Source organism: Pseudarthrobacter linnaei (genome assembly GCF_055412825.1).
Window position 1 is genome coordinate 42,362 of the sequence record NZ_JBVAYX010000013.1, and the last position, 25,275, is coordinate 67,636.

19 protein-coding genes are annotated in these 25,275 nt (G+C 65.6%); 14 read left to right on the plus strand and 5 right to left on the minus strand.

Translation table 11 applies throughout. The features are described 5' to 3' along the window. Window positions 1–8 precede the first annotated feature (8 nt). Together ACZYZ3_RS12750 and xseA are read right to left on the minus strand one after the other, a co-directional pair. A complete protein-coding gene (locus tag ACZYZ3_RS12750; protein WP_307460264.1) occupies window positions 9–239 on the minus strand; it encodes an exodeoxyribonuclease VII small subunit in 231 nt (76 codons plus the stop codon). Between the two features lie 55 nt (window positions 240–294). Further along, window positions 295–1,581 (minus strand): exodeoxyribonuclease VII large subunit, encoded by a 1,287-nt coding sequence (gene xseA, locus ACZYZ3_RS12755; RefSeq protein ID WP_463964185.1) that lies wholly within the window; start codon window positions 1,579–1,581, stop codon window positions 295–297. A 234-nt stretch (window positions 1,582–1,815) separates the two neighbouring features. On the opposite strand from xseA, the gene ACZYZ3_RS12760 reads away from it, so the two are divergent. Both ACZYZ3_RS12760 and ACZYZ3_RS12765 read left to right on the plus strand, forming a co-directional pair. Further along, on the plus strand, window positions 1,816–2,658 hold the full coding sequence (locus ACZYZ3_RS12760; RefSeq protein ID WP_463964186.1) for a hypothetical protein: 843 nt from the start codon (window positions 1,816–1,818) through the stop codon (window positions 2,656–2,658). A gap of 95 nt (window positions 2,659–2,753) precedes the next feature. Next, window positions 2,754–3,845: a 4-hydroxy-3-methylbut-2-enyl diphosphate reductase gene (locus tag ACZYZ3_RS12765; RefSeq protein WP_463964187.1), complete on the plus strand. Its 1,092-nt coding sequence runs from the start codon at window positions 2,754–2,756 to the stop codon at window positions 3,843–3,845. A gap of 40 nt (window positions 3,846–3,885) precedes the next feature. Here ACZYZ3_RS12765 and ACZYZ3_RS12770 read toward each other — a convergent pair whose 3' ends face one another. Further along, on the minus strand, window positions 3,886–5,181 hold the full coding sequence (locus ACZYZ3_RS12770; protein WP_463964188.1) for a DNA recombination protein RmuC: 1,296 nt from the start codon (window positions 5,179–5,181) through the stop codon (window positions 3,886–3,888). 152 nt (window positions 5,182–5,333) lie between these two features. On the opposite strand from ACZYZ3_RS12770, the gene ychF reads away from it, so the two are divergent. From ychF to ACZYZ3_RS12805, 7 genes are all read left to right on the plus strand, one after another. Continuing rightward, a complete protein-coding gene (gene ychF / locus ACZYZ3_RS12775; RefSeq protein ID WP_463964189.1) occupies window positions 5,334–6,419 on the plus strand; it encodes a redox-regulated ATPase YchF in 1,086 nt (361 codons plus the stop codon). Between the two features lie 328 nt (window positions 6,420–6,747). After that, window positions 6,748–7,401 (plus strand): SDR family NAD(P)-dependent oxidoreductase, encoded by a 654-nt coding sequence (locus ACZYZ3_RS12780; RefSeq protein ID WP_463964190.1) that lies wholly within the window; start codon window positions 6,748–6,750, stop codon window positions 7,399–7,401. Window positions 7,402–7,840: 439 nt separating this feature from the next. Then, window positions 7,841–8,650: a hypothetical protein gene (locus tag ACZYZ3_RS12785; RefSeq protein WP_463964191.1), complete on the plus strand. Its 810-nt coding sequence runs from the start codon at window positions 7,841–7,843 to the stop codon at window positions 8,648–8,650. A gap of 519 nt (window positions 8,651–9,169) precedes the next feature. Beyond that, the gene (locus ACZYZ3_RS12790) at window positions 9,170–10,783 is read left to right on the plus strand and encodes a cryptochrome/photolyase family protein (RefSeq protein WP_463964192.1); all 1,614 of its coding nucleotides are present in this window, start codon (window positions 9,170–9,172) and stop codon (window positions 10,781–10,783) included. Window positions 10,784–11,150: 367 nt separating this feature from the next. Beyond that, complete coding sequence (locus ACZYZ3_RS12795) at window positions 11,151–12,932, plus strand: ABC transporter family substrate-binding protein (RefSeq protein ID WP_463964193.1); 1,782 nt, start codon at window positions 11,151–11,153, stop codon at window positions 12,930–12,932. Window positions 12,933–13,112: 180 nt separating this feature from the next. Next, on the plus strand, window positions 13,113–14,654 hold the full coding sequence (locus ACZYZ3_RS12800; protein ID WP_463964194.1) for an ABC transporter permease: 1,542 nt from the start codon (window positions 13,113–13,115) through the stop codon (window positions 14,652–14,654). Next, window positions 14,651–15,748, plus strand: a complete 1,098-nt coding sequence (locus tag ACZYZ3_RS12805; protein ID WP_463964195.1) for an ABC transporter permease — start codon at window positions 14,651–14,653, stop codon at window positions 15,746–15,748. The genes ACZYZ3_RS12800 and ACZYZ3_RS12805 overlap by 4 nt, the downstream gene beginning before the upstream one ends. Window positions 15,749–15,781: 33 nt before the next feature. On the opposite strand, the gene ACZYZ3_RS12810 is transcribed toward ACZYZ3_RS12805, so the two are convergent. Then, on the minus strand, window positions 15,782–16,411 hold the full coding sequence (locus ACZYZ3_RS12810) for a PH domain-containing protein (protein WP_463964196.1): 630 nt from the start codon (window positions 16,409–16,411) through the stop codon (window positions 15,782–15,784). Between the two features lie 79 nt (window positions 16,412–16,490). Between ACZYZ3_RS12810 and ACZYZ3_RS12815 the strand changes: the two genes are divergently transcribed. The 5 genes from ACZYZ3_RS12815 (at window position 16,491) to ACZYZ3_RS12835 (ending at window position 23,995) form a co-directional block, all read left to right on the plus strand. After that, on the plus strand, window positions 16,491–18,320 hold the full coding sequence (locus ACZYZ3_RS12815) for an ABC transporter ATP-binding protein (RefSeq protein ID WP_463964197.1): 1,830 nt from the start codon (window positions 16,491–16,493) through the stop codon (window positions 18,318–18,320). 251 nt (window positions 18,321–18,571) lie between these two features. Continuing rightward, the gene (locus ACZYZ3_RS12820; RefSeq protein ID WP_463964198.1) at window positions 18,572–20,257 is read left to right on the plus strand and encodes a peptide ABC transporter substrate-binding protein; all 1,686 of its coding nucleotides are present in this window, start codon (window positions 18,572–18,574) and stop codon (window positions 20,255–20,257) included. A gap of 138 nt (window positions 20,258–20,395) precedes the next feature. Further along, on the plus strand, window positions 20,396–21,325 hold the full coding sequence (locus ACZYZ3_RS12825; RefSeq protein WP_463903307.1) for an ABC transporter permease: 930 nt from the start codon (window positions 20,396–20,398) through the stop codon (window positions 21,323–21,325). After that, window positions 21,315–22,265, plus strand: coding sequence for an ABC transporter permease (locus tag ACZYZ3_RS12830; protein ID WP_463964199.1), 951 nt, complete (start codon window positions 21,315–21,317; stop codon window positions 22,263–22,265). Before ACZYZ3_RS12825 ends, ACZYZ3_RS12830 begins: the two co-directional genes overlap by 11 nt. Window positions 22,266–22,276: 11 nt before the next feature. Next, window positions 22,277–23,995 (plus strand): ABC transporter ATP-binding protein, encoded by a 1,719-nt coding sequence (locus ACZYZ3_RS12835; protein WP_463964200.1) that lies wholly within the window; start codon window positions 22,277–22,279, stop codon window positions 23,993–23,995. 161 nt (window positions 23,996–24,156) lie between these two features. Here ACZYZ3_RS12835 and ACZYZ3_RS12840 read toward each other — a convergent pair whose 3' ends face one another. Then, the gene (locus ACZYZ3_RS12840; RefSeq protein WP_463964201.1) at window positions 24,157–25,050 is read right to left on the minus strand and encodes an SGNH/GDSL hydrolase family protein; all 894 of its coding nucleotides are present in this window, start codon (window positions 25,048–25,050) and stop codon (window positions 24,157–24,159) included. Window positions 25,051–25,275: the final 225 nt, after the last annotated feature.

Sequence of the window (25,275 nt, forward strand, 5' to 3'; positions counted from 1 at the left end):
GGCGCGGGCTAGCCGGCCTGGGCCGGCTGGTCGCGGGCCGCGGCCAGGCGCTTGCGGGCACCTTCAAGCCACTGTTCGCAGCGCTTGGCGAGCGCCTCGCCGCGTTCCCACAGCGCCAGCGACTCCTCAAGACTCGCACCGCCGGTTTCGAGCCTGGTGACGATGCCGACGAGCTGCTCGCGGGCCTCCTCGTAGCTGAGGCCCTCGATGTCGGCGTTGGGCTTAGTTTCTGCTGTCATGGCGTGCTGCTCCTTGCTGTGTCCCGCAGGACGGGTCGTTCGGATGGGTGGTCTATCAGTTGTCGGCGGGTTCCTGGCCACCGGTCGATTCCGCGGTGAACCGGCCTCCGGCCACCCGGACGGTCAGCGGGGTCCCCGACGGCGTCTGGTCAGGGTGCCGCACAACGTCCCGGCGGGTGCCGGGAGTTGTGCCCCCGCCGGCGAGCTGCACGACGGCGTATCCCCGGTCCAGGGTCTTCTGCGGCGAGAGTGCCCGGACCTGGGCCTTGAGGTGGACCAGCTGGTCGGCGGACCGGACGACGGCGGTCGTGACCGCCGCCTGGGAGCGGCCCTTAAGCCGTTCGACGTCGTCGTGGCGGAGGCTGACCATGACCTCGGGGGATGCCAGCACCGGCCGGGAGCGCAGCGAAGCCAGACGGTCCGTCTCACGTTCCACCAACCGGGTAACACCACGCCGGAGCTGGTCGCGGGCCTGGCGGACGCGGGCGAGCTCTTCGACAACGTCCGGGACGATCCGCTTGGCGGCGTCCGTCGGTGTGGAGGCGCGCAGATCCGCGACATCGTCAAGGATCGGCCGGTCCGCCTCGTGGCCGATCGCACTGACGACCGGGGTGGACGCGTCCGACACGGCCCGGATGAGTTCCTCGTTGCTGAAAGGCAGCAGATCCTCCAGTGCGCCGCCGCCGCGGGCGATGACTATCACATCCACCTCGGGATGCGCATCCAGCTCGCTCAGCGCGGCGATGACCTGCGCGACGGCGGTGTTGCCCTGGACGGCCACTTCGCGGATTTCGAATTCGACGGCGGGCCAGCGCAGCGCCGCGTTGCGCAGCACGTCCTTCTTGGCGTCCGAGTCACGGCCGGTAATCAGGCCGACCCGGTGGGGGAGCAGGGGGAGGCGCTTCTTGCGGGCGTCGGAGAACAACCCTTCCGCGGCGAGGGCATGGCGCAGGCGCTCGATCCTGGCGAGGAGGTCCCCGAGGCCCACCGGCCGGATGTCCTTCACGGACATGTTCAGCCTGCCCGTCTTGAGCCAGAATTCGGCCTTAATCAGGGCCACCACCCGGGAGCCGCGCTCCAGCGGGATGTCCTGGCGGTCCAGCACCTTGGTCCAGACGGAGGCAGGGAGGGAGATCTCTGCATCGATGTCCCGCAGCGTTAGGTAGGCATTCGTGCCCCGCCGGTTCAGTTCGATGACCTGGCCTTCGACCCAGGCGGAGGGGGCGCGGTCAATGTGCATCTTGAGTTTCTGGGACAGCAGCTGCAGCGGCCAGGGGTTGTCCGGGCTGGTTTCCGCCGCCGTGGCAGGAACCGTTGTGGCGGCTGCGGCCTCCTCAGACATGCCCGTGTCCCGGGGCGGGAATGGCCTGGTGCATATGCGTCGGTGTCCTTTGCCGGGGCGGGGCTGCCAGCAGGTGCGACCCCGGCGACTGCGCGTCAGGAAAGGCCACCGGCCGACAACTCGAACTTGTCGGTTTCAACTCTATCCATAGCTCTAGCATCGGGGGCCGACTTTATCGTTCCGCAGGCCGCCCCCGTAGGATGGGCACTACCCACCAACCGACTAGGAATTCTCGTGCGCACTTTTGTCTCGGCCGTAGCGGTACTCATCGGCCTTGTCCTGGCGGCGGCCGCCGTTCCGGCCATGTGGGTGGACCGGAATATCGTCCAGCAGGACGGCTTCGTGGCGTTCACCGCGCCGCTCGGCAGGGACCCTGTGTTCCAGGAGCGGCTGGCCGCGGCCGCCGTCGGCAGCCTGGGCGCGGAACGGATACCGGCAGCGCTCAGCGGACTGGTCACTCCGATCCTGGAAAGCGCGGCCCGGTCGCTGACAGGCATGCCCGGCTACCCCGAGGCCTGGACCGAAACACTGCGCAAAAGCCACCAGCTGAACGTCACCGACCCCAGCGCACCGCCCGCCGAGGCCGGCACGGCCACGTCGCTGACCCTGGACCTCGCGCCCCTGGTCGGTTTGCTGGCGAAGCAGCTGGCGGAAGCAACGACCCTACCGCTGGAGGCGCCGGAGCAGCTGCTGATCACGATCGGGCAGCCCGAGCACCGGCAGCTCCTCGACCGCGTATCCGCTTTCGCGCCGATGGGCTACGCCCTGGCCGTCGGCGCCCTCCTCGCCTTCGCGCTCGCCTTTGTGGCCGCCCGGCGGCGCTGGACCGTCCTGGCCGGCATCGGGCTCGGAGCCCTGGCGCTGGCCGGCGCCTGGAAACTGGCCGCCGACGCCGTCGGGGATGCCGTGACAGCAACAAGCAGCGGCAACGCGGTCGCGGAGATCTTCAAGAGCGAATTCGTTGCGGCCGCCAGCTCGAGCTTCGGACAGTGGACCCTGATGGCCGCCGTGGCCGGCGGCGTCCTGCTGGCAGCTGGACTCGTGGCGCGCGTCCTCGGCGGGCGCCGCCGCGCCTGAGCGTCCGGCGCCGACTGGCTGGCGCCGAGCGCCCGGCGCCGACTGGCTGGGACCTGCCAGATCGGCAGCCCGTCCAACACCGGTAGCATTGGGGCATGACCTCCACTGCTGTTTCCATTCCGATGCCAACCGTTCCGCGCCGGCGGCGTACGCCGGAAGAAGTCCTGGCCGCAGCCCCCGTGGCCGGCGCGAAAAAGGTCCTGCTCGCGGCCCCGCGCGGCTACTGCGCCGGCGTCGACCGTGCGGTCATTGCGGTGGAAAAAGCGTTGGAGCATTACGGCCCGCCGGTCTACGTGCGCAAACAGATCGTCCACAACGTGCATGTCGTCAGCTCCCTGGAGGAAAAAGGCGCCATTTTCGTTGACGAGACCGACGAGGTCCCCCAGGGCGCCCTGGTGATCTTCTCCGCCCACGGCGTCTCACCCGCCGTAGTCCAGTCCGCCGAGGACCGTGGACTGCGGACCATCGACGCCACCTGCCCCCTCGTGACGAAGGTGCATAAAGAGGCGGTGCGCTTCGCGAAGGACGACTTCGACATCCTGCTGATCGGCCATGACGGCCATGAGGAAGTCGAAGGGACCGCGGGCGAGGCCCCTGAGCACATCCAGATCATTAACGGCCCGCACGAGGTCGACAAGGTCACGGTCCGGGACCCGGAGAAGGTTATCTGGCTCTCCCAGACCACCCTTAGCGTGGACGAAACCATGGAGACGGTCCGCCTGCTCAAGGAGCGGTTTCCCACCCTGCAGGACCCGCCCAGCGACGACATCTGCTACGCGACCACCAACCGCCAGGTGGCCATCAAGAAGATCTCACCCCAGGCCGAGCTCGTGATTGTGGTCGGATCGGCCAACTCCTCGAACTCCGTCCGGCTCGTGGAAGTGGCGCTGGAGTACGGCGCGAAGGCCTCGTACCGCGTGGACTTCGCCAATGAGGTGGACGAGTCCTGGTTCGAGGGCGTGGCGACCGTCGGTGTGACCTCGGGCGCCTCGGTCCCGGAGGTCCTGGTCAAGGACGTCCTGCGCCTGCTGGCCGACTACGGCTACGGCGCGGTCGAGGAAGTCGTCACGGCCGAAGAGGACCTGCTCTTCTCGCTGCCGAAGGAGCTCCGGGCCACCCTGAAGCAGGCCGGCGATGTCACCCGCGCCCTCGGGGGCCGCGGGACACGGCCTGCCCAGACCTCCTAGGCGGGGGCGCAGAACGTCCGTCCCACGCGCAACGTCAGCCCTAGGCGGCGGACTCCTGGTCCTCTTCGTGTGATTCGCTCGGGGCTGCATCGGCTGCCCGCCCGGACCCAAGTTCCGACCCGCTCCCGGGCTGGAGTTCCGGGGCAGCCACGGATCGCGGCGTCACCTCGACGGCCGCGGGGGTGGCCAGCCCGGTCGCATCCAGCGCATTGAGCTTCCGCGCCGTCGGCAGCACCCGGGCCTCCAGCGTGCCCACCATCGAGTTGTAGCGGTCCACCGACGTCTTGAGTGAGGCGCCGAGCTTCGTGACGTTCTCGCCGAGCGTCCCCATCCGCTCATACAGCTGGTGGGCCAGTTCGAAGAGCTCGCGCGCGCTGTCCGTGAGGACGTCCTGGCGCCAGGTGAACGCGACGGACTTCAGGACCGCCAGCAGGGTGGAGGGCGAGGCCAGCACCACGTTCCTGGACAGGGCGTAGTCCAGCAGTGCCGGGTCCGCCGAGAGCGCGGCCGCCAGAATCGATTCGGCCGGCAGGAAGCAAACCACCAGCTCCGGGGAGTTGCCCGGGATGTCCCAGTATTTCTTGTTGCTCAGGGCATCCACATGGGCCTTCAGGGCCTTGGCATGGGCCAGCAGATGGGCCTGCGCTCCGCTCAGCGACTGCGCGTGCTGCAGCCCCGGGGCGGACGCTCCGAGTTCCTGCGCCGCAAGATAGGCCGCGAGCGGCACCTTGGCGTCGACCACGAGCTGTTTTTGGCCGGGAAGCTGCACGACAAGATCAGGCCGGATGCCGCTCTCCGTCCCGGCGCCGTGCTGCTGACCGCTGTGAACCTGTTCGTGGAAATCGACGTGGCGCAGCATCCCCGCGGCCTCGACCACCCGGCGCAACTGGACTTCCCCCCACTGGCCGCGGGCGCTGTTGGAGCGCAGCGCGGACTCCAGCGCATGGGTTGAGCGCAGCAGCTGTTCGTCGGACAACCGGGCTTCCTGCAGCTGTTGGGCCAGCTGTCCGTACTGCTCAAGGCGGTCGCGCTCCAGCAGCGACACCTGATGCTGTACCGCGGTGAGCTTCTCCGCCACCGGCGCCAGGGCCCGCAGCACGCTGCCGTCCTGGTTGCGGGACTCGCCAAGGTCCCGGTTCTGGGCCGCCAGCAGGCGCCTCTCGGCGTCGGCCGCGGCGAACTGCGCGCTGACCTCGGAGAGCCTGGCCGACACGGCGTCGAAATCCTGTTCCACCGCGAGGGTGCGGCGCCGGATCAGCAGAAAGACCACGGCGGCGCCGGCGACCGCGCCGACGAGCAGCATGAGCAGGGCAAGAATCAGTGCAAAAGCGTCCATGTCTTCACTGTGGCATGCCCCTCCGACAGTTTCCCGCCGACGGCCCGGCCGGCGGGAGCAAGCCGCACTGCCGGCGGCGAACCCGTCGGCGAACCAGCCGCCAAACCAGTTGTCGCAGGGGAGCCCGGCCGCAGCAGGTAGAATTAGTCCTCGTGGCTCTTACTATCGGCATCGTCGGACTGCCCAACGTCGGCAAATCAACTCTTTTCAACGCACTGACCCGTAACCAGGTGCTCGCAGCGAACTATCCGTTCGCCACGATCGAGCCGAACGTCGGTGTGGTCAGCCTGCCGGACCCGCGGCTTGCCAAGCTGGCCGCCGTCTTCGGATCGCAGCGCCTGATGCCCGCCCCGGTGTCCTTCGTCGACATCGCCGGGATCGTCAAGGGCGCGTCCGAGGGCGAAGGCCTGGGCAATAAGTTCCTCGCCAACATCCGCGAAGCCGAGGCCATCGCCCAGGTTGTCCGCGTCTTCGATGACCCCGACGTGATCCACGTCGACGGCAAGGTGGATCCCCGCTCGGACATGGAGATCATCAACACCGAACTGATCCTGGCCGACCTGCAGACCATCGAAAACGCCGTTCCCCGGATCGAAAAAGAAGTCAAGATCAAGAAGCGGGACGCCGCCGAGCTTGCTGCCATCAAGTCCGCCCAGGCTGTGCTCGAACGCGGCGACACCATCTTCGCCTCGGTCAAGCGCGACAAGCTGGAGATGGAGCACCTCAGGGAGCTCAGCCTCCTGACGGCCAAGCCCATCATCTACGTCTTCAACGCGGACGAGGGCATCCTGGGCAGTGCGGAGAAGCAGGCGGAACTGCGCGCCATGGTGGCCCCGGCGGACGCCATTTTCCTTGATGCCAAGCTCGAATCGGACCTCGTCGAACTGGACGAGGAAGAGGCCCGCGAAATGCTGGAGATGAACGGCCAGGACGAATCCGGCCTGGACCAGCTGGCCCGCGTCGGCTTCCACACCCTCGGCCTGCAGACCTACCTGACCGCAGGACCCAAGGAAACCCGCGCCTGGACCATCCACCAGGGCGATACGGCCCCGCAGGCGGCCGGCGTCATCCACTCCGATTTCCAGCGCGGTTTCATCAAGGCCGAGGTGGTTTCGTTTGACGATCTCATCGAAGCCGGGTCCATGGCGGAGGCGAAGTCCCGCGGCAAGGTGCGGATCGAAGGCAAGGAATACGTCATGGCCGACGGCGACGTGGTGGAGTTTAGGTTTAACGTATAGCTCAAAGAATTTCTGCGACGGCCCCATCTGCGTCGGCACATGGGGCCGTTTCTGTTTGTGCGGTTTAAGCATCCGTGGGTTCTGTGTGCTTATTGCGGGTGTGCGTCGGTGCCGCGGATGCCCGCAAATTGCAGTACCAAAGGGTGCGCGGACGCGTGGCATGACATACATTCTTCCAACTCACGAGGCTGCGGCACGAAACCTGGGGCGCTTCACCCCGGGGGTGCGCGTGAAGCTTGCTTCACTGCCTGGGGAATACCGCAGCCGTCCAACCCCAGCGAACCGACTCGGGCTGGGCTACCTGCCGCACGTGATTTAAGATCTACCCATGACGAATCTTCAGGGTGCGGTTGTTCTGGTAGTCGGCGCCACCGGCGGGCTAGGCTCGCGGATCGCCGATCAACTGGAGAGTAACGGCGCCATTGTTGCCCGGTCGTCAAAGTCTGCTGGGCACGATCTACGCGCACCCTCTGTGATTCGGGAGGTGCTGGATGCCACGACTGCGCAGCACGGACGTCTCGACGGGCTTGTGGTTGCGTCCGGGGTCGTCGCCTTCGGCGCCGCTTCAGACCTTGAACCCGCCACGGTGGACGAACTGTTCGCTGTGAACACGACCAGTGCGATCCAGCTCATTACCCAGAGCCAGCCCTACCTCGCGGCCTCGGCACATGACGGCCGGGAGCCCTTCGTGGTAACACTGAGCGGCGTTGTCGCGGAGACACCCGTCGCCGGTCTGGCAGCATACTCGGCGTCGAAAGCTGGGCTCGCGGCCTTCGTTGTCGCAGCGGCGCGCGAGTATCGTCGCGCAGGCATCCGACTCGTGGATGCCCGCCCAGGCCACACTGGCACCGCGCTGTCCGAGCACCCGATCGCCGGGTCAGCGCCGCGATTCGGGGCGACGCTGGATCCAGACCTCGTTGCAGCGCGGATCATCACCGCGATCGTCGATGGCGAGAAGGATCTGCCCAGCACCGCCTTCTAGGCGCGGCCGAGATGATGAAACTGAGCGCTGTATGCCTGTATGCCTGCATGGTCGAAACAACGACGCTAAATAGAGCCCGCTGGCGCCACGTTTGTTAGTTGAGAGGACATCGCTTGAGCGATTGGCCGAGGCCAACAGGCTCGGGCTCCGAGCAAAAGATATTCGGTTACGGTGGAGTCTAGGTTTAACGTCTAGTTCCAGCCCCTGCAGCATTTCGGCCCCGCCCCGGTTCTTCCGCGGCGGGGCTTTGCTATACCTCCAGGACAGGAGCAGCGGTGCTGAGCTCGCCTTTCGCCCACGCCAGCGCAAACCGCGACCGCGCAGAGGCGATCTTGGCTGCCGTGGATGCGGTTTGCCCTGCCCTACCCTTGTATCCATGGGGGGTATTGCTGTGCTGAAGAAAATTGACCAGTGGGACGTGCGGGTCTTTTACGCCGGGATGATTGCCCTGATGCTGGCGGTGTTCGTGTGGTTCGCCGGTGACCGTCTCCTTGAGGCATCAGTGTTCCTTTCGGTAGGGGCGGTCTACGCATTTCTCGTGGTTCGCGTCGTCTCACGATCATTCCGGGCGTTCACGGTGATGCTCTGGACGTTCCTCCTGAACTACTGGACGTTGATCTCGCTCGACGTCGATGGTGCCCTGGACATCCCCGCGGCGGGGCCGTGGTTCATAGGGTTCATCGTCGGCGGAATCGCCGGCGGATACGTCTGGTCGGGACCGGGTGCCGCGTCAGAGCGGACGCAAACCCGCCCGCGCCGGCCCGACGCCGACGGCAAGTTCTCCGGCGGGTGGCGCCTGGCACTGATCAATGGAGTGTGCGCGCTGGTGCTGTTCGGCATCGGGACAGCCCAATTGGTCCTCCTGTCACCGACGGCGCCTGCTGCTGCAGTGCTTGTTGTCGCTGTCATCGCAGGCTGGGCGTTGTTCCGCTTCCCGCTGCCGCTGCAAATTAGAAACGGCCTCCTTATCCCTGGCCTACCCGTTGTGTGGTTTGCCTTGGCGTTCGTGGGTGGCGCCACCGACCAGATGGCCCTTCCGCATGCGTCGGCTTATGGCGCCCTCGCCGGCATTTTGATAGGCGGACGGTACTGGAGCGGCCCCCGGTTGGGCGAGCCCCGGCCGCCCTTCAATGGCCCGGGACGGCGGCGCCGGCGACGGAAACGTCGGCCGAAGCAGCAGAAGCAAACACCGAAGCGCGAAAAACCAGCTGCAGCCACCGCCCGTGAGAAGCAAGCCAAGGAGCGTTGAATCTGTCGGGGGCAAGTCTTCTCCGCGATTGCAGAGGTCGGCACCGTGGCCCGGGCCGAAGACGACGCATCGCGGATAATGGCTGCCGACCGGCTGGAGGTCACAGATAGGAGCGCTCTCCGTGAAGCCGCGGCAAGTGCCCTCACTGTATATGGCGGGGCAGGGTCCTTCTCCGGCGTCGGGACCGCCGAGTCGCATCACACCGTCACTAATCTGGCTGTGGCTGATGAACGCGTACTCGGTCGGGGGGAGCCTCGCAGGGCCGTTCAATCGGAGCAGCGCGGCGAATAGACTGCCGACGGATCTGAGAGCGGCAGCGAGGAACTGGTCGCGAAGCAACCGCAGAGGTTATTCAGCTGCGTAACGTAGTGGAGTTCCGCCTCAACGTCTAGTGCCTGGAAGTGACGGCTGTGAAGTTCAGCTTCAACATCTAGTGTGTGAGGTTTGCGGGCGCCGCCCGGCGCCCGCGCCGATGAGCGTGATACTCCCGACCCGGGGCGGCCCCTCTATCGTTAGGGTATGAAGTCCGGCCCGCGTGTCCGCCTCGTTTTGCCGCATCAGCTCTTCGATCAGCATCTTGAAGTGGCCAGCGACACCGTGTTCGTGCTCATCGAGCATGATCTTCTTTTTCGCCAGTACGCGTTCCATTCCCACAAGCTGGTCCTGCATCGCGCTTCGTTGACCCGCTTCGCCCGTCGCCTGGGCGAGCACGGCTACGAGGTTGCAGTCCTCAGAAGCGACGCCGAGCATAGCTCCCATGATCAACTCGCCGAATTCGTCCGGAACCGCGACCCGGTGCAGGTGACCTGGTTCGACGTCGTCGATGACTGGCTCGAGCAGGATCTGTTCGCGGGGCTCGCCGACGGCGGCTATCTGATGCGCCAGGAAGACGTGCTGGAGACACCGAACTTCCTCACTGACCGTGAGCAGATCGATGACTGGTTTTCACACAATGGTTCCCGCATGCAGGACTTCTATGTGTGGCAACGCCGCCGACTCAACATCCTTCTCGACAAGGGGGAACCCCTCGGCGGGAGGTGGTCCTTCGATGCCGAAAACCGCAAGAAGCTTCCCCGCGGGTACACTCCCCACGTCGTAGGCCGATTCGCGCGCCATCCCGTCCTCCAGCGCGAGGGGACCTTCGATATCGAAGCGCTGATGGGGGACCCCGCAGGGGTTGGTGACGAAGTGCCTCACGAGGTCGACCTCGCGATCGCATGGGTCAGTGCGGAGTTCCCGGACGCTCCGGGGGACCCACACCTGTTCGCCTGGCCTACGAGCGGCGACGAGGCCCGTAAGCATCTGCAGGAATTCGTACGCGAACGCCTGGACGAGTTCGGACCCTACGAGGACGCGATTTCCACGGCGCATCCGTTCATCGCTCACGGCCTGCTGGCCGCCGCGCTAAACATCGGACTCCTAGATCCGCGGGAGGTCGTTCGGACGGTACTCGACGGTGCCGGACACAACACCCCGCTCGCCTCCGTAGAGGGGTTTGTGCGGCAGGTGATCGGCTGGCGGGAATACATGCGCGCCACCTACCGGACAAGCGGCCGCCAAATGCGCACCTCGAACCGGCTCGACCACCAGAACGCACTCGGGGACGGATGGTGGGACGCGACCACCGGATTGGCGCCCGTGGACATGGTCATCTCGCGCGTGCTCGCCACCGGGTATGCCCACCACATCGAGCGGCTCATGGTGCTCGGCAACGCAATGTCCCTGCTGCGAATCCATCCCGATCGGGTCTACGAATGGTTTATGGAGCTGTTCATCGACGCGTACGACTGGGTGATGGTCCCCAATGTCTATGCGATGAGCCAGTTCGCTGCGGGGGAGGAGATCACCACAAAGCCCTATGTATCCGGCAGCAACTACCTGCGCAAGATGTCAGACCTGCCTGCTGGACAATGGATGCCGGATTGGGATGGTCTGTACTGGACGTTCATCTCGGATCACCGTGCGGTCCTGGGAGTAAACCCGCGCATGCGTATGGTCGTCGCCCAGCTTGAAAACATGGACCCGAACACGAGGGACGACCATCGACGCCGCGCTGCGGCGCTTCTCGACGCCGGGCACGAAACGACACTGCTGAGAACGACGCCGACGGGCGGAAAGACGCGTGAATCGTGAAAGTGTCCAGGACGGCGACGCCGTGGGGTTCCGCCTCAACGTGTGACGGTTGATGAACTCATCAAGTAATTAAGGATTAACTCGAAAAGCCCCGATGTGAGAATCGGGGCTTTTCCTGTGCCCGGAAACATTAGCGCCGGGGGTGCGGGACGTCAATGGATCATGAAGAATTCGACCCGTGAAAGGCCGGCCAATGTTGCAGCTCTGTAACGAACTTTACAGTCGGTCAACTTTCTTCGCCCGGCGCTGAATTTCGGGTTTACGCTACATCCCATGTGAGACGGACCACACTGCCGCTGGGAGTGTGGACGTCTGCCCGGCGCCCACGGCCTCGGTCTCATCCACACCACAGAAACAAGGAGGCGGAATGCGCTTCGGTCGTATTTCCAAAGCAGTGGGCGTGGCAGCAGCAGCTGCCCTCGCCCTCAGCGCCTGCGCAGGCAACAGCGGCGGGACAACCCCGACCACTGCTGCGGCAGCAAGCAAATCAGGCGGATCTGCAACAGTCGTCGAGGTGAACGCGTTCAACACGTTCAACCCCAACACGGCTGACGGCAACGTAGACATTAACTCGAAGATCAGCTACGCCACCCACTCGGGCTTCTTCTACATCGACAACAAGCTGAATGTCGTGCGGAACGAGAAGTTCGGCAAGATGGAGAAGACCTCAGACGATCCGCTGACGGTAAAATACACGATCAACGACGGCGTGAAGTGGTCGGACGGCACGCCCGTTACCACGGCCGATCTCCTGCTGCAGTGGGCCGCGTTCTCCGGGTACTACAACGATGCCGACGCAGAGGCGAAGACCGGAACGTCCTACTTCTCCTACGCCGGCGACCCCACCGGCATCGCCCTGTCGGACTTCCCGGAGCTCAGTGACGACGGAAAGTCCATGACGGTCAAGTACTCCAAGCCGTTCTCCGACTGGGAAATCGCGCTCGGCGGCCCCGGCATCGACATCCCGGCCCACGTTCTCGCCAAAAAGGCCGGACTCGCGGACGCCAAGGCCTTCGTTGACCTCGTCAAGGGCATGCCCCGCGGCGACGCGAAGGCTCCCCAGCCGGCCAACGCGCAGCTCCAGGCCATGGCGGAGATGTGGAACACCGGCTTCGACTCCAAGACCCTGCCGGCGGACCCGAGCCTCTACCTCTCCAATGGCCCCTACATCGTCAAGGGTGTCAACCAGGACCAGTCCCTGACCATGGTCAAGAACAAGGACTACAACTGGGGTCCGGAAGCCAAGCTGGACGAAATCACCGTCCGCTACATCGGCTCCGCACCCGCCCAGGTGCAGGCGCTCAAGAACGGCGAAGCCGACATCATTGCACCGCAGGCTTCGGCTGACACGGTGGAGCAGCTCAAGGCCCTCGAAAGCCAGGGCGTCACGGTCGAGGTCGGAAACCAGCTTTCCTACGACCACATCGACCTCAACTTCAGCGGCGTCTTTGCCGAGAAGAATGTCCGCGAAGCGTTCATGAAGAGCGTCCCGCGCAAGGACATCGTCGACAAGATCGTCAAGAAGCTGGACCCGGAGGCCAAGCCGCTTGACTCGCAGCTGTTCGTGCCGGACCAGGCCCTCTACGCCGACTCCGTCAAGGCCAACGGCTCGTCCGCCTACCAGGATGTTGACATCGAAGGGGCTAAGAAGCTCCTCGCCGATGCCACGCCGGAAGTCCGCATCATGTACAACAAGGACAACCCCAACCGTGCGGACATGTTCGCCCTGATCAGCGAGTCCGCCACCAAGGCAGGCTTCAAGATCGTCGACGGCGGCCTCGGCAAGTCGGACTGGGGCAAGGCCCTCGGCGACGGCAGCTACGATGCCACCATCTTCGGCTGGATCAACTCGGGTGTCGGCGTCTCCGGCGTTCCGCAGATCTTCAAGACCGGTAACGACTCCAACTTCAACCTGTTCAGCGATCCGGAAGCCGACAAGCTGATGAACGAACTGATTGTCACCACCGACAAGGGCAAGCAGGATGAGCTGATCAAGCAGATCGACCAGAAGATCTGGGCTTCTTCCTACGGCCTGCCCCTGTTCCAGTCCGTAGGCGTGGACGCGTACAGCGACCGCATCACCGGCGTGAAGTACATGCCGAACCAGACCGGTGTCTGGTGGAACTTCTGGGAGTGGGCACAGAAGTAGCCGACGACCGCAAGTGACATTTGCTAGCTAAAGGCGTCGGGACCGGGCAATATGGTCCCGGCGCCTTTCTAGCGACACCCCCTAACGATGGCGGGCCCTCGCCCGTCATCCGCGGGGAAAAGGCCAAACTCTGCGACCGGTCCGGGCAACCCCTGGCCCCGAATACCGAGGTTCTTTCCCATGGTGACCTACATAGTCCGGCGGCTCATCACTGCCGCCCTCATACTTCTCGGCGCATCCTTCCTGGTGTATCTCCTGACAGCGGCGTCAGGCGATCCCCTGGAAGAATTCCGCGCCATCAGCGCCCCCAATAAACAGCAGCTCATGGACGCACGCATCGAGCTGCTGCAGCTGGACACACCCGCACCCATCCGGTATTTCCACTGGCTCGGCGGTGCGGCACAGTGCCTCATCCCGTTCGCCAACTCCTGCGACCTGGGCAAGAACATCGCGGGCCAGCCCATCACCGATGCGCTGGGACACGCACTGGTGCAGACCCTGACCCTGGTCACCGGGGCCACCGTGCTGGCGATTCTGATCGGCATCACGCTGGGCATCATCACCGCCCTGCGCCAGTACAGCACGCTGGACTACGGCGTGACCTTCATGGCCTTCCTCTTCTTTTCCCTCCCGATCTTCTGGGTCGCGGTACTCCTGAAGGAGTACGGCGCCATCGGGTTCAACAACTTCCTCCGGAATCCCGAGATTCCCATCCCGGCAGCCCTCGCCATCGGCGTTGTCATCGGTGTCCTGACGGCCGTGACCGTCGGCGGCGAGATGAAACGCCGGCTGCTCATCGGCGGCGTCGCCTTTCTGTTCGCGGCCGGCGTGCTGATGTACTTCTCCGCCACCGAGTGGTTCAAGACCCCGGGACTGGGTCCGGTGGTCATCGCTATCGCCGGCGTCGGCATTGCGTTCGCCGTGACCCTGCTGTCGGCGGGACTTAAGAACCGCAAGGCGCTGCAGTCGGCGCTGATCGCAGTCGGGGTCGGGCTGGTGGTCTACTTTGTCATCCAGCCGCTGCTCAATGAAGCGACCGTTGTGATGATCGTGCTCCTCGCGGTCGCCGCGGTCCTCGTCGGGCTGGGCATCGGCTTCCTGATGGGCGGCTACGACCGCGGACAGTCCATGCGGGCCGCCGCGCTCACCTCCTTCCTGGTCGGATTCCTCATCCTGCTGGACCGCTACATGCAGGCGTGGCCCACGTACTTCAACAACAGCCGCGTCCGGGGCCGCCCCATCGCCACGATCGGCGCCAGCACCCCGAACATTGAGGGCGATTTCTGGATCCTGAGCCTGGACTCCTTCACGCACCTGATCCTGCCGACCATGGCGCTGATCCTGATTTCGCTGGCCGGTTACACCCGCTTCACCCGGGCCTCGATGCTGGAAATCATGAACATGGACTACATCCGGACCGCCCGCGCCAAGGGCCTGTCCGAACGGACCGTCGTCATGCGCCACGCCTTCCGCAACGCGCTGATCCCGATTGCCACCATCGTGGCCTTCGACATCGGCGGGCTGATCGGCGGCGCCGTCATCACCGAAACGGTCTTCTCCGTCCGCGGGATGGGCTTCCTGTTCCTGGACGGCATCTCGCACACTGACCCCAACCCCGTGATGGGCGTCTTCATCTGTGTCGCCATCACAGCCATGGGCTTCAACCTCATTGCGGACCTCGCGTACTCCGCACTTGATCCGCGCGTAAGGGTAAAAGCATGAGCCAGCCAAGTCAGCAGGACGAAATCATGGCCGAAGAAGCCGGGCTGCCGCCGGTCGGCGTTGAGCCCATCCTTGAAGCCAAGGGCCTGAGCCAGGGCCAGATCGTCCGGAAGCGGTTCCTGGGCCACTCCGGAGCCATCATCGGGCTCGTCGTGTTCGCCATCATTTTTGTCACGGCCTTCACCTCTGTCGGCTACTGGGGAATCCCCGGCTGGTGGAAGTACACCCACGACCAGGTCACCCCCCTGGTCAACGACGGGGTGCCCACAGCCTCGCTGTGGCCGCTGGCCTGGGGCGAACACCCCTTCGGCCAGGACCGGATCGGCCGCGACCTCTTCGCCATGACGATGCGCGGCGCCCAGCAGTCCATCACCGTTATGTTGGTGATCGGGCTGATCGCCGGCCTGGTCGGCGTCGTGGTCGGGGCCCTGTCCGGCTACTTCCGTGGCTGGACGGAAGCGATTCTGATGCGCCTCACCGACGTCATCATCATCATTCCGGCGCTGCTGCTCGCCGCCGTGATGGCACAGATGGCCGGCAGGCGGGATTCCGGCAGCTGGTTTGCCTCCTTCGCCAGCAGCAACGGCATCCTGGCGCTGGGTATCTTCCTCGGCCTGATCACCTGGGTGGGGCTTGCCCGGCTGATGCGTGGGGAATTCCTTTCACTGCGCGAACGTGAATTCGTCGACGCGGCCCGGATTTCCGGAGCCAGCAACGCCCGGATCATCTTCAAGCACATCCTGCCGAACGCCGTCGGTGTGCTGATCGTCAACGTCACGCTGACCATGTCCGCCGCGATCCTCACCGAGACCGCCCTGAGCTACCTCGGGGTCGGCGTCAAGGCTCCGGACACGTCGCTCGGGCTCCTCATTTCGCAGAACCAGGAGGCTTTTGCCACCCGGCCGTGGCTGTTCTGGTTCCCCGGCCTGTTCATCGTCCTGATCTGCCTGAGCATCAACTTCATCGGCGACGGCCTGCGGGATGCGTTCGATCCGCGCCAGAAGAAGTTCAACGCCAAGAAGGCCAAGGACGACGGCAAGCATCCCCTCGGTGCGGCACCCGTCACCGCGTTTGACGGAACCAAGGGCAGCTAGATGCCTGCCCCCCGCCATGCCCGCACTGCTGAGCTACTGGGCGGCGATGGTCCAGTAGCAGGCCGCGAGCAGCAGCACGACGACGGCGGCCGCCGCCCAGCGGTAGGTCACTTTTACCGGTGTGCTGGCGGCAGCGCCGGCGGCCAGTTCGCCGCTTTCCACCAGATCATGCCAGCGCTCCCGCACCAGCCGTGCTGCCTGGCCGGAGTCCGTGGACTTCAGGTCCCCGGGCCGCACGGACCGGCCGGGACCGTAGGTGGTTGCCGGCAGGCCCCGGAGGTCCTCCGGGCCGGCATTGCGCCCGCCCCAGATGCCCGGCGCCGGTGCGGCCCAGGCCACGTAGCTCTTGCGGGTCGTGACCAGGGTGAGGGCGAAACGGGTGTCGACATGCACCAGGGCCTCCCAGGGCACCAGGATCGACCGGAACGGGTTCTCCAGGGTGACCCCGCCGTCATGCACCACAACGGCGGGCATCCAGAACAGCTGCCAGCCCAGGAACGCGACCAGCAGCAGCGGTGCTATGCCGGCCAGCGCCGCCGGGCCAGCGGTGACCGCAGTGACGGCGATGCCGAGAGCGGCGACCGTCCAGCACAGCCAGGCGAACCAAGCGTTCGTTCGGGCCTTGAAGATTTCAACGGTACCGGCATGCGGCGCAGAGCTCATGCCCCCAATAATTCAGTATTCCGAGCCGCAGCACTAATCCCCGGTGGACCGGCGGCCCGGGTGGAAGGAAAGCCCCATCATGACTGACTTCATCACCCTCGATCCGGCCGTCACCCCGGCTCCCGGCAAGAGCGAACCCGTGCTGGAGGTCCGCGGCCTCAGCGTCGACTTCGGCGTGGACAAAAAGTGGGTGCCTGCCGCCATCGGCCTGAACTATGAGGTGCGCGCCGGCGAGGTCCTTGCGATCGTGGGGGAGTCCGGCTCGGGCAAGAGCGCCAGCTCGATGGCCCTGCTGGGTCTGCTGCCGAGCAACAGCCGCGTGACGGGGAGTGTCAAGCTCGCCGGAAAGGAGCTGCTGGGGACGGACGAGGCGAACATCCGGGCCGTCCGCGGCAAGGAAGTGGCCGTGATCTTCCAGGAGCCGATGACCGCATTGAACCCGGTGTACACCGTCGGCGCCCAGATCGTGGAGACCGTCCGGCTGCACAGCGAGGTTTCCCCCGCCGAGGCCCGGCTGCGCGCGCTGCGCATGCTGGAGCTCGTGGAGCTGCCGGACCCGGAAAAGGCCTTCCGGTCCTACCCCCACCAGCTCTCCGGCGGCCAGCGGCAGCGTGCCATGATCGCACAGTCGCTGTCCTGCGATCCCAAGCTCCTGATTGCCGATGAGCCCACCACGGCCCTCGACGTGACCGTCCAAGCGGAAATCCTGGACCTCATGCGCAACCTGCGGAACAAGCTGGACAGCGCGATCGTCCTGATCACCCACGACATGGGCGTCGTTGCCGACCTGGCGGACCGGATCGCAGTGATGCGCCGCGGTGTCATCGTGGAAACGGGGACCGCCGCCGAGATCTTCCACAACCCCCAGCACGAATACACCAAAGCGCTGCTGGCCGCCGTTCCGCACCTCGGCCAGGGCGGCTCGGACCCCGCCGAGGAAGTGGACGTCACCGCAGCCCTCGCCGCCGCCACCCACGCCGAACTGCGCTCCATCCCGGAGGAGCAGCTGCTCCGGCGCGAGCGTGAAAACGCCGCGGCCCTGGCCGCCGCGGCGGCGGCCACGCCGCAGGGAGAGCCGGTGCTGGAGCTCACGGACGTGGCGATTGAGTACCCCAAGCAGGGCCGGGTGCCCGCGTTCCGCGCCGTGGAGGGCGCCAACCTGGTGATCTACCCGGGCCAGGTTGTCGGGCTGGTGGGGGAGTCCGGGTCCGGCAAGACAACCATCGGACGCGCCGCCGTCGGGCTGCTGCCGGTGGCGGCCGGCACCATGAAGGTCGTCGGGCAGGACATTTCCGCCGCCAAGAGGAACGGCCGGCAGCTTCACGAGATGCGCCGCCACGTTGGCATGGTGTTCCAGGACCCGTCGTCGTCGCTGAACCCGCGGCTTCCGATCGGCGAGAGCATCGGTGAGCCGATGTTCCTGGCCGGGGTGGCGAAAGGAACCGAGCTGCAACAACGGATCGAGGCGCTGCTGGACCAGGTGGAGCTCCCGCGGAACTACCGCAACCGGTACCCGCACGAGCTCTCCGGCGGGCAAAAGCAACGGGTGGGCATCGCCCGGGCGCTCTCGCTCAAGCCGAAGCTGATGGTCGCCGATGAGCCCACCTCGGCGCTGGACGTGTCCGTGCAGGCCAAGGTGCTCGACCTGTTCCAGAACCTGCAGAAGGAACTCGGCTTTGCCTGCCTCTTCGTCACCCACGACCTCGCCGTCGTCGACGTGCTGGCGGACCGGATCTGCGTGATGCAGCGCGGCCGCATCGTCGAACAGGGCACCCGGGACCAGATCCTGCGCAATCCGCAGGAGCCCTACACGCAGCGCCTCCTGGCCGCCGTGCCGCTGCCGGACCCGGAAAAGCAGCGGGAGCGCCGGGAGCTGCGGGCCCAGCTGCTGGCCGCCGGACCGAGTTAACCCGCCGTAACCGGGACCGCCCGGCAGCGAATATTACCACCCGGTAGCGTGTGACCTGAATTACACCGCGCTTGACGTTTCATTGACATTTTTTGGCGGGTCACGGTTTGGCAACAGAGTTCCACCATCTGGACAGTCTCGGGTTAGGCTACTCGTATATGTAGGCCACGTCACAGGGGATACCCCTGTGCCTGCCTGCGGGGAAGCATAAGTTTTTCCCTCACGAACTCCCACAACTCATAGGAGGCGGAATGCGTTTTTCGCGCACTTCCAAAGCACTGGGCATGGTGGCTATCGCCGCTCTCGCCCTGACCGGATGCGGCGCCGGAGGCGGCGCCTCAAACGGTGCCAGCCAGGCTGCCGGCGACCCCAACAAGGTCATCACCGCTTACAGCAACGAACCGCAGAACCCCCTGATGCCCGCCAACACCGGCGAAGTCTATGGCGGACGCGTCGTCGAGCTGCTCTTCGAAGGCCTGACCAGCTACGACCCCAGTGGCAAGTCGGTCAACGCCGTGGCCGAGTCCATCGAATCCCCGGACGGCCAGAACTACACGATCAAGGTCAAGAAGGGCACCAAGTTCACCAACGGCGAGGAAGTCACCGCCAAGAGCTTCGTTGATGCCTGGAACTTTGCCGCGCTGAGCACCAACGCGCAGGGCAACAGCAGCTTCTTTGAATCCATCGAAGGCTACGACGCCGTCAGCGCCACGACGAAGCAGATGGGAGCGGACGGCAAGGAAACCGAGGCTCCCGCCCCCACCGCCCAGACCCTCTCCGGCCTCGTCCTGAAGGACGATTCCACCATTACGGTCAAGCTGGCGCAGCCGGAAGCCGACTGGCCGCTGCGCCTGGGTTACTCGGCCTTCATGCCGCTGCCCGCCGACGCCATCAAGGACCCGAAGGCATTCGGCGAGAACCCGGTCGGCAATGGCCCGTACAAGATGGAGAAGGAAGGCGCCTGGCAGCACGACAGCCAGATCGCCCTGGTCAAGAACCCGGACTACAAGGGTGCCCGCGAAGCCAAGAACGGCGGCGTGACCTTCAAGTTCTACACCGATCCGGCCCCGGCCTACACGGACATCCAGGCCAACAACCTGGACGTCACGGACGTTCTGCCCACGAATGCCCTGAAGACCTACACGATGGACTTCCCGGAGAACAACCTGAACAAGCCGTACGCCGGCAACTCCACCCTGAACATCCCGGGCTACCTGCCCGAGTTCCAGGGCGAAGCGGGCCAGCTGCGCCGCCAGGCTCTCTCCATGGCGATCAACCGCGACGAGATCACCAAGGTCATCTTCTCCGGCACCCGCATCCCGGCCAAGGACTTCACCTCCCCGGCTGTTGACGGCTACAACGAAAACGTTGCCGGCTCCGAGGTCCTGAAGTTCGATGCCGCCAAGGCGAAGGACCTGTGGACCCAGGCTGACGCCATCAGCCCGTGGCCCGCGGACAAGACCCTGCAGCTCGCGTACAACACCGACGGCGGCAACAAGGAATGGATCGACGCCGTTGCCAACAACTTCAAGAACAACCTGGGAATCAAGGCCGAAGGCCAGCCGTTTGCCAAGTTCGCCGAAATCCTGAAGCTGCGCACCGCCAAGGAGCTGCCGGGCCTGACCCGCGCCGGCTGGCAGGCCGACTACCCGTCGCTGTACAACTTCCTGGGCCCGCTCCTGAAGACCGGTTCCAGCGCCAACTACGAGGGCTACTCGAACCCTGAGTTCGACCGGCTCCTCAACGAAGGCTTGGGCGCGCAGTCCACGGACGACGCCAACAAGAAGTTCACCCAGGCGCAGGAGATCCTGTTCAAGGACCTCCCCAACCTGCCGCTGTGGTACTCCGCGCGCCAGGCCGTCTGGAGCCAGAATGTCAGCAACGTTGACTCCGGCTGGAACGGCGTTCTGCAGTACTGGGCCATCACGGCCAAGTAGTTCCTGAGTTCCCCGGAACTCATATCCACATCACTAAAGCTTGGGGGTCCGGCCTAGCCGGGCCCCCACATGCTTGAAACCGGCAGGAAGCTGTCCCATGATTCCCCTTCGTTCCACCATCTCACCGGAGGCGCTGCTGTGATCCAGTTCATCCTCCGGCGCCTGCTGCAGGTCATTCCGGTGTTCCTCGGAACCACCCTGCTCGTCTACTTCATGGTCTTCGCCCTTCCGGGCGATCCCATCCGCGCCCTCTTCGGCGACCGCCCGCCGAGCGAGGCAGTCATCGCACAGCTGCGCCAGCAGTACAACCTGGACGAGCCCTTCTGGGTCCAGTACGGGCTGTTCCTGAAAAACCTCTTCACCTTCAACCTCGGCGTCGACTTTACCGGCCAGCCGATTGCCGACACCCTGGCGCGTGTCTTCCCCGTCACGGCGATGCTCGCCATCGAGGCCCTCATCATCCAGGGCGTGTTCGGAATCGCCTTCGGCCTCGTCGCCGGACTGCGCAAGGGCGGCATCTTCGACAGCTCGGTCCTCGTGCTGTCGCTCGTCGTGATCGCCATCCCGACCTTCGTGCTCGGCTTCGCGCTGCAGCTGCTGGTCGGGGTCCAACTGGGGTGGGCCAAACCCACGGTCGGCTCCAATGTCACCTGGGGAAGCCTGATCCTGCCCGCGGTGGTGCTTGGCATGGTGTCCTTCGCCTACGTGCTGCGCCTGACGCGCGCATCCGTGATCGAAAACATGAACGCCGACTACGTCCGCACGGCCACCGCCAAGGGCCTGTCACGCCGCCAGGTCGTGACCACCCACGTGCTGCGCAACTCGCTGATCCCCGTGATCACGTACCTGGGCGCGAGCCTGGGCGGCCTGATGGGCGGCGCGATCGTGACCGAAGCCATCTTCAATGTCCCCGGCGTTGGCCAGAAGCTGTACCAGGCCATTCTCCGAAGTGAAGGCCCCACCGTGGTCGCCATTGTGAGCGTCCTGGTGCTGGTCTTCGTTCTCGCCAACCTGTTGGTCGATCTGCTGTACGCCTGGCTTGACCCGAGGATCCGCTATGAAAACTAATCGAACATCCGAGCACTTTGTTGCCCCGGTCGAGGAGACCCCTCTGCTGGCAACTGATGCCGTCAAGGTCGACGAGGCCCCGCTGAGCCTCTGGGCAGACGCCTGGCGCAAGCTCCGCCGTCGTCCGCTCTTCATCATTTCCGCGGTCATGATCGCGCTGATCATCGTGGTGGCCGTTTTCCCGGGGCTCTTCACCCAGGTTGCCCCGGACAACGGCTGCGAGCTGGCGAACTCCAACGGTGCTCCCACCGAAGGACACCCGCTGGGCTTCACCTTCCAGGGCTGCGACATCTACTCGCGCATCATCCACGGCACCCAGGCATCGCTCATGGTGGGTGTGTTTTCCGTGATTTCCGTGCTGATCATCGGCGTGACCTTCGGCGCCCTGGCCGGCTTCTTCGGCGGCTGGGTGGATACATTCTTCGCCCGCCTCGGCGACATCTTCTTCGCCCTGCCGATCGTCCTCGGCGCCCTGGTCCTCACCCAGCTCCCGCTGATGCGTGAAAACCGGGGAGTCTGGACCGTGGTCCTTGTCCTCGTGGTGCTTGGCTGGCCGCAAATGGCCCGCATCACCCGCGGCGCCGTCATCGAGGTCCGCAACGCCGACTTCGTGACGGCGGCCCGGTCGCTCGGTGTCTCCCGGCTTGGATCCCTGGTCAGCCATGTGCTCCCGAATGCGCTGGCACCGATCATCGTGCTCGCCACCATGGAACTTGGCGTCTTTATCGTTGCCGAAGCCACGCTCTCGTTCCTCGGAATCGGCATGCCCGGCTCCGTGATGTCCTGGGGCAACGACATCTCCGCCGCGCAGTCCTCCATCCGCACCAACCCGGCTGTTCTGCTCTACCCGGCTGCAGCCCTGTCCATCACGGTGTTGAGCTTCATCATGCTGGGCGATGCCCTGCGTGATGCCCTCGACCCGAAGAGCCGTCAGCGATGAAGGAGGTAATCATGACAACGTCCGACGTCACGATTCACGAGGCCGGAACCCCGGCCGACCGGCCACTGCTGGAAATCCGCGACCTCGCGATCTCCTTCAAGACCGGCAGCGGCGAGGTCCAGGCCGTGCGCAACGCCCACCTGACCATCATGCCCGGAGAGACGGTCGCCATTGTGGGCGAGTCCGGATCCGGCAAGTCCACGACGGCGCTGGCAGCGATCGGCCTCCTGCCCGGCAACGGCCGTGTCGCTGGCGGGCAGATCCTGCTCGACGGCGAGGACATCTCAAACGCTTCCGAGAAGCGCATGATCGAACTGCGAGGGAACGTCATCGGGATGGTCCCGCAGGACCCGATGTCCAACCTGAACCCGGTCTGGAAGATCGGCGACCAGGTCAAGGAGACGCTGAAGGCCAACGGCCGCCCCAGCGGCCCGGACGACGTCGCCAAGGTCCTGGCGCAGGCCGGACTGCCTGACGCCGCCCGGCGGGCCAAGCAGTATCCGCACGAGTTCTCCGGCGGCATGCGCCAGCGCGCGCTGATCGCCATCGGCCTGTCCTGCCAGCCGCGCCTGCTCATCGCCGATGAGCCGACGTCGGCCCTGGACGTCACCGTGCAGCGCCAGATCCTGGACCACCTGGAAAAGATGACCTCGGAACTGGGCACCTCCGTGCTGCTCATCACCCACGACCTGGGCCTGGCCGCCGAGCGTGCCGACAAGGTCGTGGTCATGTACCGCGGCAACGTCGTCGAGGCCGGTCCGTCCCTGGAGCTGCTGCAGAACCCGCAGCATCCCTACACCCAGCGGCTGGTCGCCTCGGCGCCGTCGCTGGCTTCACGGCGCATCCAGGTCGCCAAGCAGCTCGGCGTCTCGACGGACGAAGTTCTGGCGTCCGCCGAGGCCGTTGCCGTTGAACCGACGATGCCGGAAGACGTGCTGCAGATCCAGAACCTGAGCAAGGTCTTCAAGCTGCGCTCCGGGTTCGGCAAGTCGACGGACTTCACCGCCGTCGACGACGTCTCCTTCAGCGTCAAACGCGGAACCACGACGGCGATCGTGGGCGAGTCGGGTTCCGGCAAGTCCACAGTGGCGCAGATGGTGCTGAATCTGCTGGAGCCGTCCTCCGGGAAGATCATCTTCGACGGCGTTGACACCTCCGTGCTGAAGAGCAAAGAGATCTTCGCTTTCCGCCGCCGGGTGCAGCCGATCTTCCAGGACCCGTACGGTTCCCTCGATCCGATGTACAACATCTACCGGACGATTGAGGAGCCACTGCGGGTCCACAAGATCGGGGACAAGGCCAGCCGCGAGAAGAAGGTCCGCGAGCTGCTGGACCAGGTGTCGCTGCCGCAGTCCACCATGCAGCGGTACCCGAACGAGCTCTCGGGCGGCCAGCGACAGCGCGTGGCGATCGCCCGCGCCCTGGCGCTGGATCCGGAAGTGATCATCTGCGACGAGGCCGTGTCCGCCCTGGACGTCCTGGTCCAGGCGCAGGTGCTGAACCTGCTCGCGGAACTGCAGTCCCGGCTGGGCCTGACCTACCTGTTCATCACCCACGACCTCGCGGTGGTCCGGCAGATCGCGGACCACGTGTGCGTCATGGAGAAGGGCAAGCTGGTGGAAACGGGCTCGACCGACGACGTCTTCGACGCGCCGCGGCAGGACTACACCAAGGCGCTGCTCCATGCCATCCCGGGTGCCCGCCTGATGCTGCCCCCGGAAGTTGCCTGAGCTGTGTGAACCTGGCTGACTGACCCGGCCGACATGACACCGGAGCCGGCGTCCGCCCTCGGGTGGACGCCGGCTCCGGCCGTTTGTGACACCTGGCTGACCGGGGAACGGCCGCCGGCGGCTGAAGACCGGCACCTGCCGCCGGGGCAGCCCGGCCGCCCTCAGCGGCTCGAGGCAGGCTCCGCCGGCCCGGAGCTCGGGGCCTGGAAGCCGAAATCGCCCAGCCGCCCGGCCAGCAGCACGGCCAGGGCAGCGTGCCCCTCGGGATTCATGTGCACGCCGTCGGCCATCAGCTTGGTGAGGTTGTGGCGCGTCAGCCAGTCCCCGACACCGACAAAGGGAATCGAATGCCTGGCTGCCACCGTGCCCAGCAGTGCGTCCACCTCTGTGCGGCGCCCGCCGCCGTCGGCGGCGCCGCGGGCGAGCGTCCCGACCATGGCCAGCCGGGCCTCGGGGTAGCGCTGCCGGACGCTGGCGATCAGCCGCTCGGCGTTGGCTGAGATCTGCTGGTCGGTGGCCCCGCGGGAGGCGTCGTTTCCGCCGCCCTCAATGAGAACAAGGGGCGGCGATCCGTAGGGCAGCAGCCAGTCGCCGCGCTGCAGGGCGTCGATGTAGTTGCCGGTCGTGCCGTTGGAGGTGACAAATCCCGTGCCGCCCCGGCCGCAGAAGTGCACCCTGTAACCCAGGCGGGCCAGAGCCGTCCGGGGCCAGGACGACGTAGGTTCCGCCTGGGAATCGCCAATCAGCACGGCGGTCCGGGCGATGTCCTCCACGACCACCTCGTTGCGGCCGTTGGCGGGATTGCGGTAAATGCTGCCCGCCGGCATGCTTCCCGGCATCGCCGGCGTCAGTTTCCCGCTGTCGTTTAAGCCCGCGGCCCGCGGTCCGCCGGGATGCCCGGCGGGCGCGGGAACGGCCATGCCGAAGAGGCCGCCGGCCGGGGCGGCGCCGTCGCCGGAAGTGCGGGTGGGGGCTGTCTGTCCGCAGCCGGCAACCAGGATGCCTGCGGCGATCAACGGTGCGGCCAAGCGGGACAGGGCCGGGGTATTGCGCATTGATGTCTCCGTGCTGGCCGCTGCTGTCAGAGCAATGATGGGGCATGAGGGCCGGAATATCCAGTGACTTTACTCACACCCGCCGCGCCGATTTCCCGTCCTGACTGCCCGGCCGGGCTGCCGGGAATGAAGGTTTTTAGGCCAATAAATGCCTTAGCGTTTAGAATGGATGAAGGTGCCCTGTGCCAAAGGGGCGCATCCGTCGTGCGTTCCGGTTGGAAATGT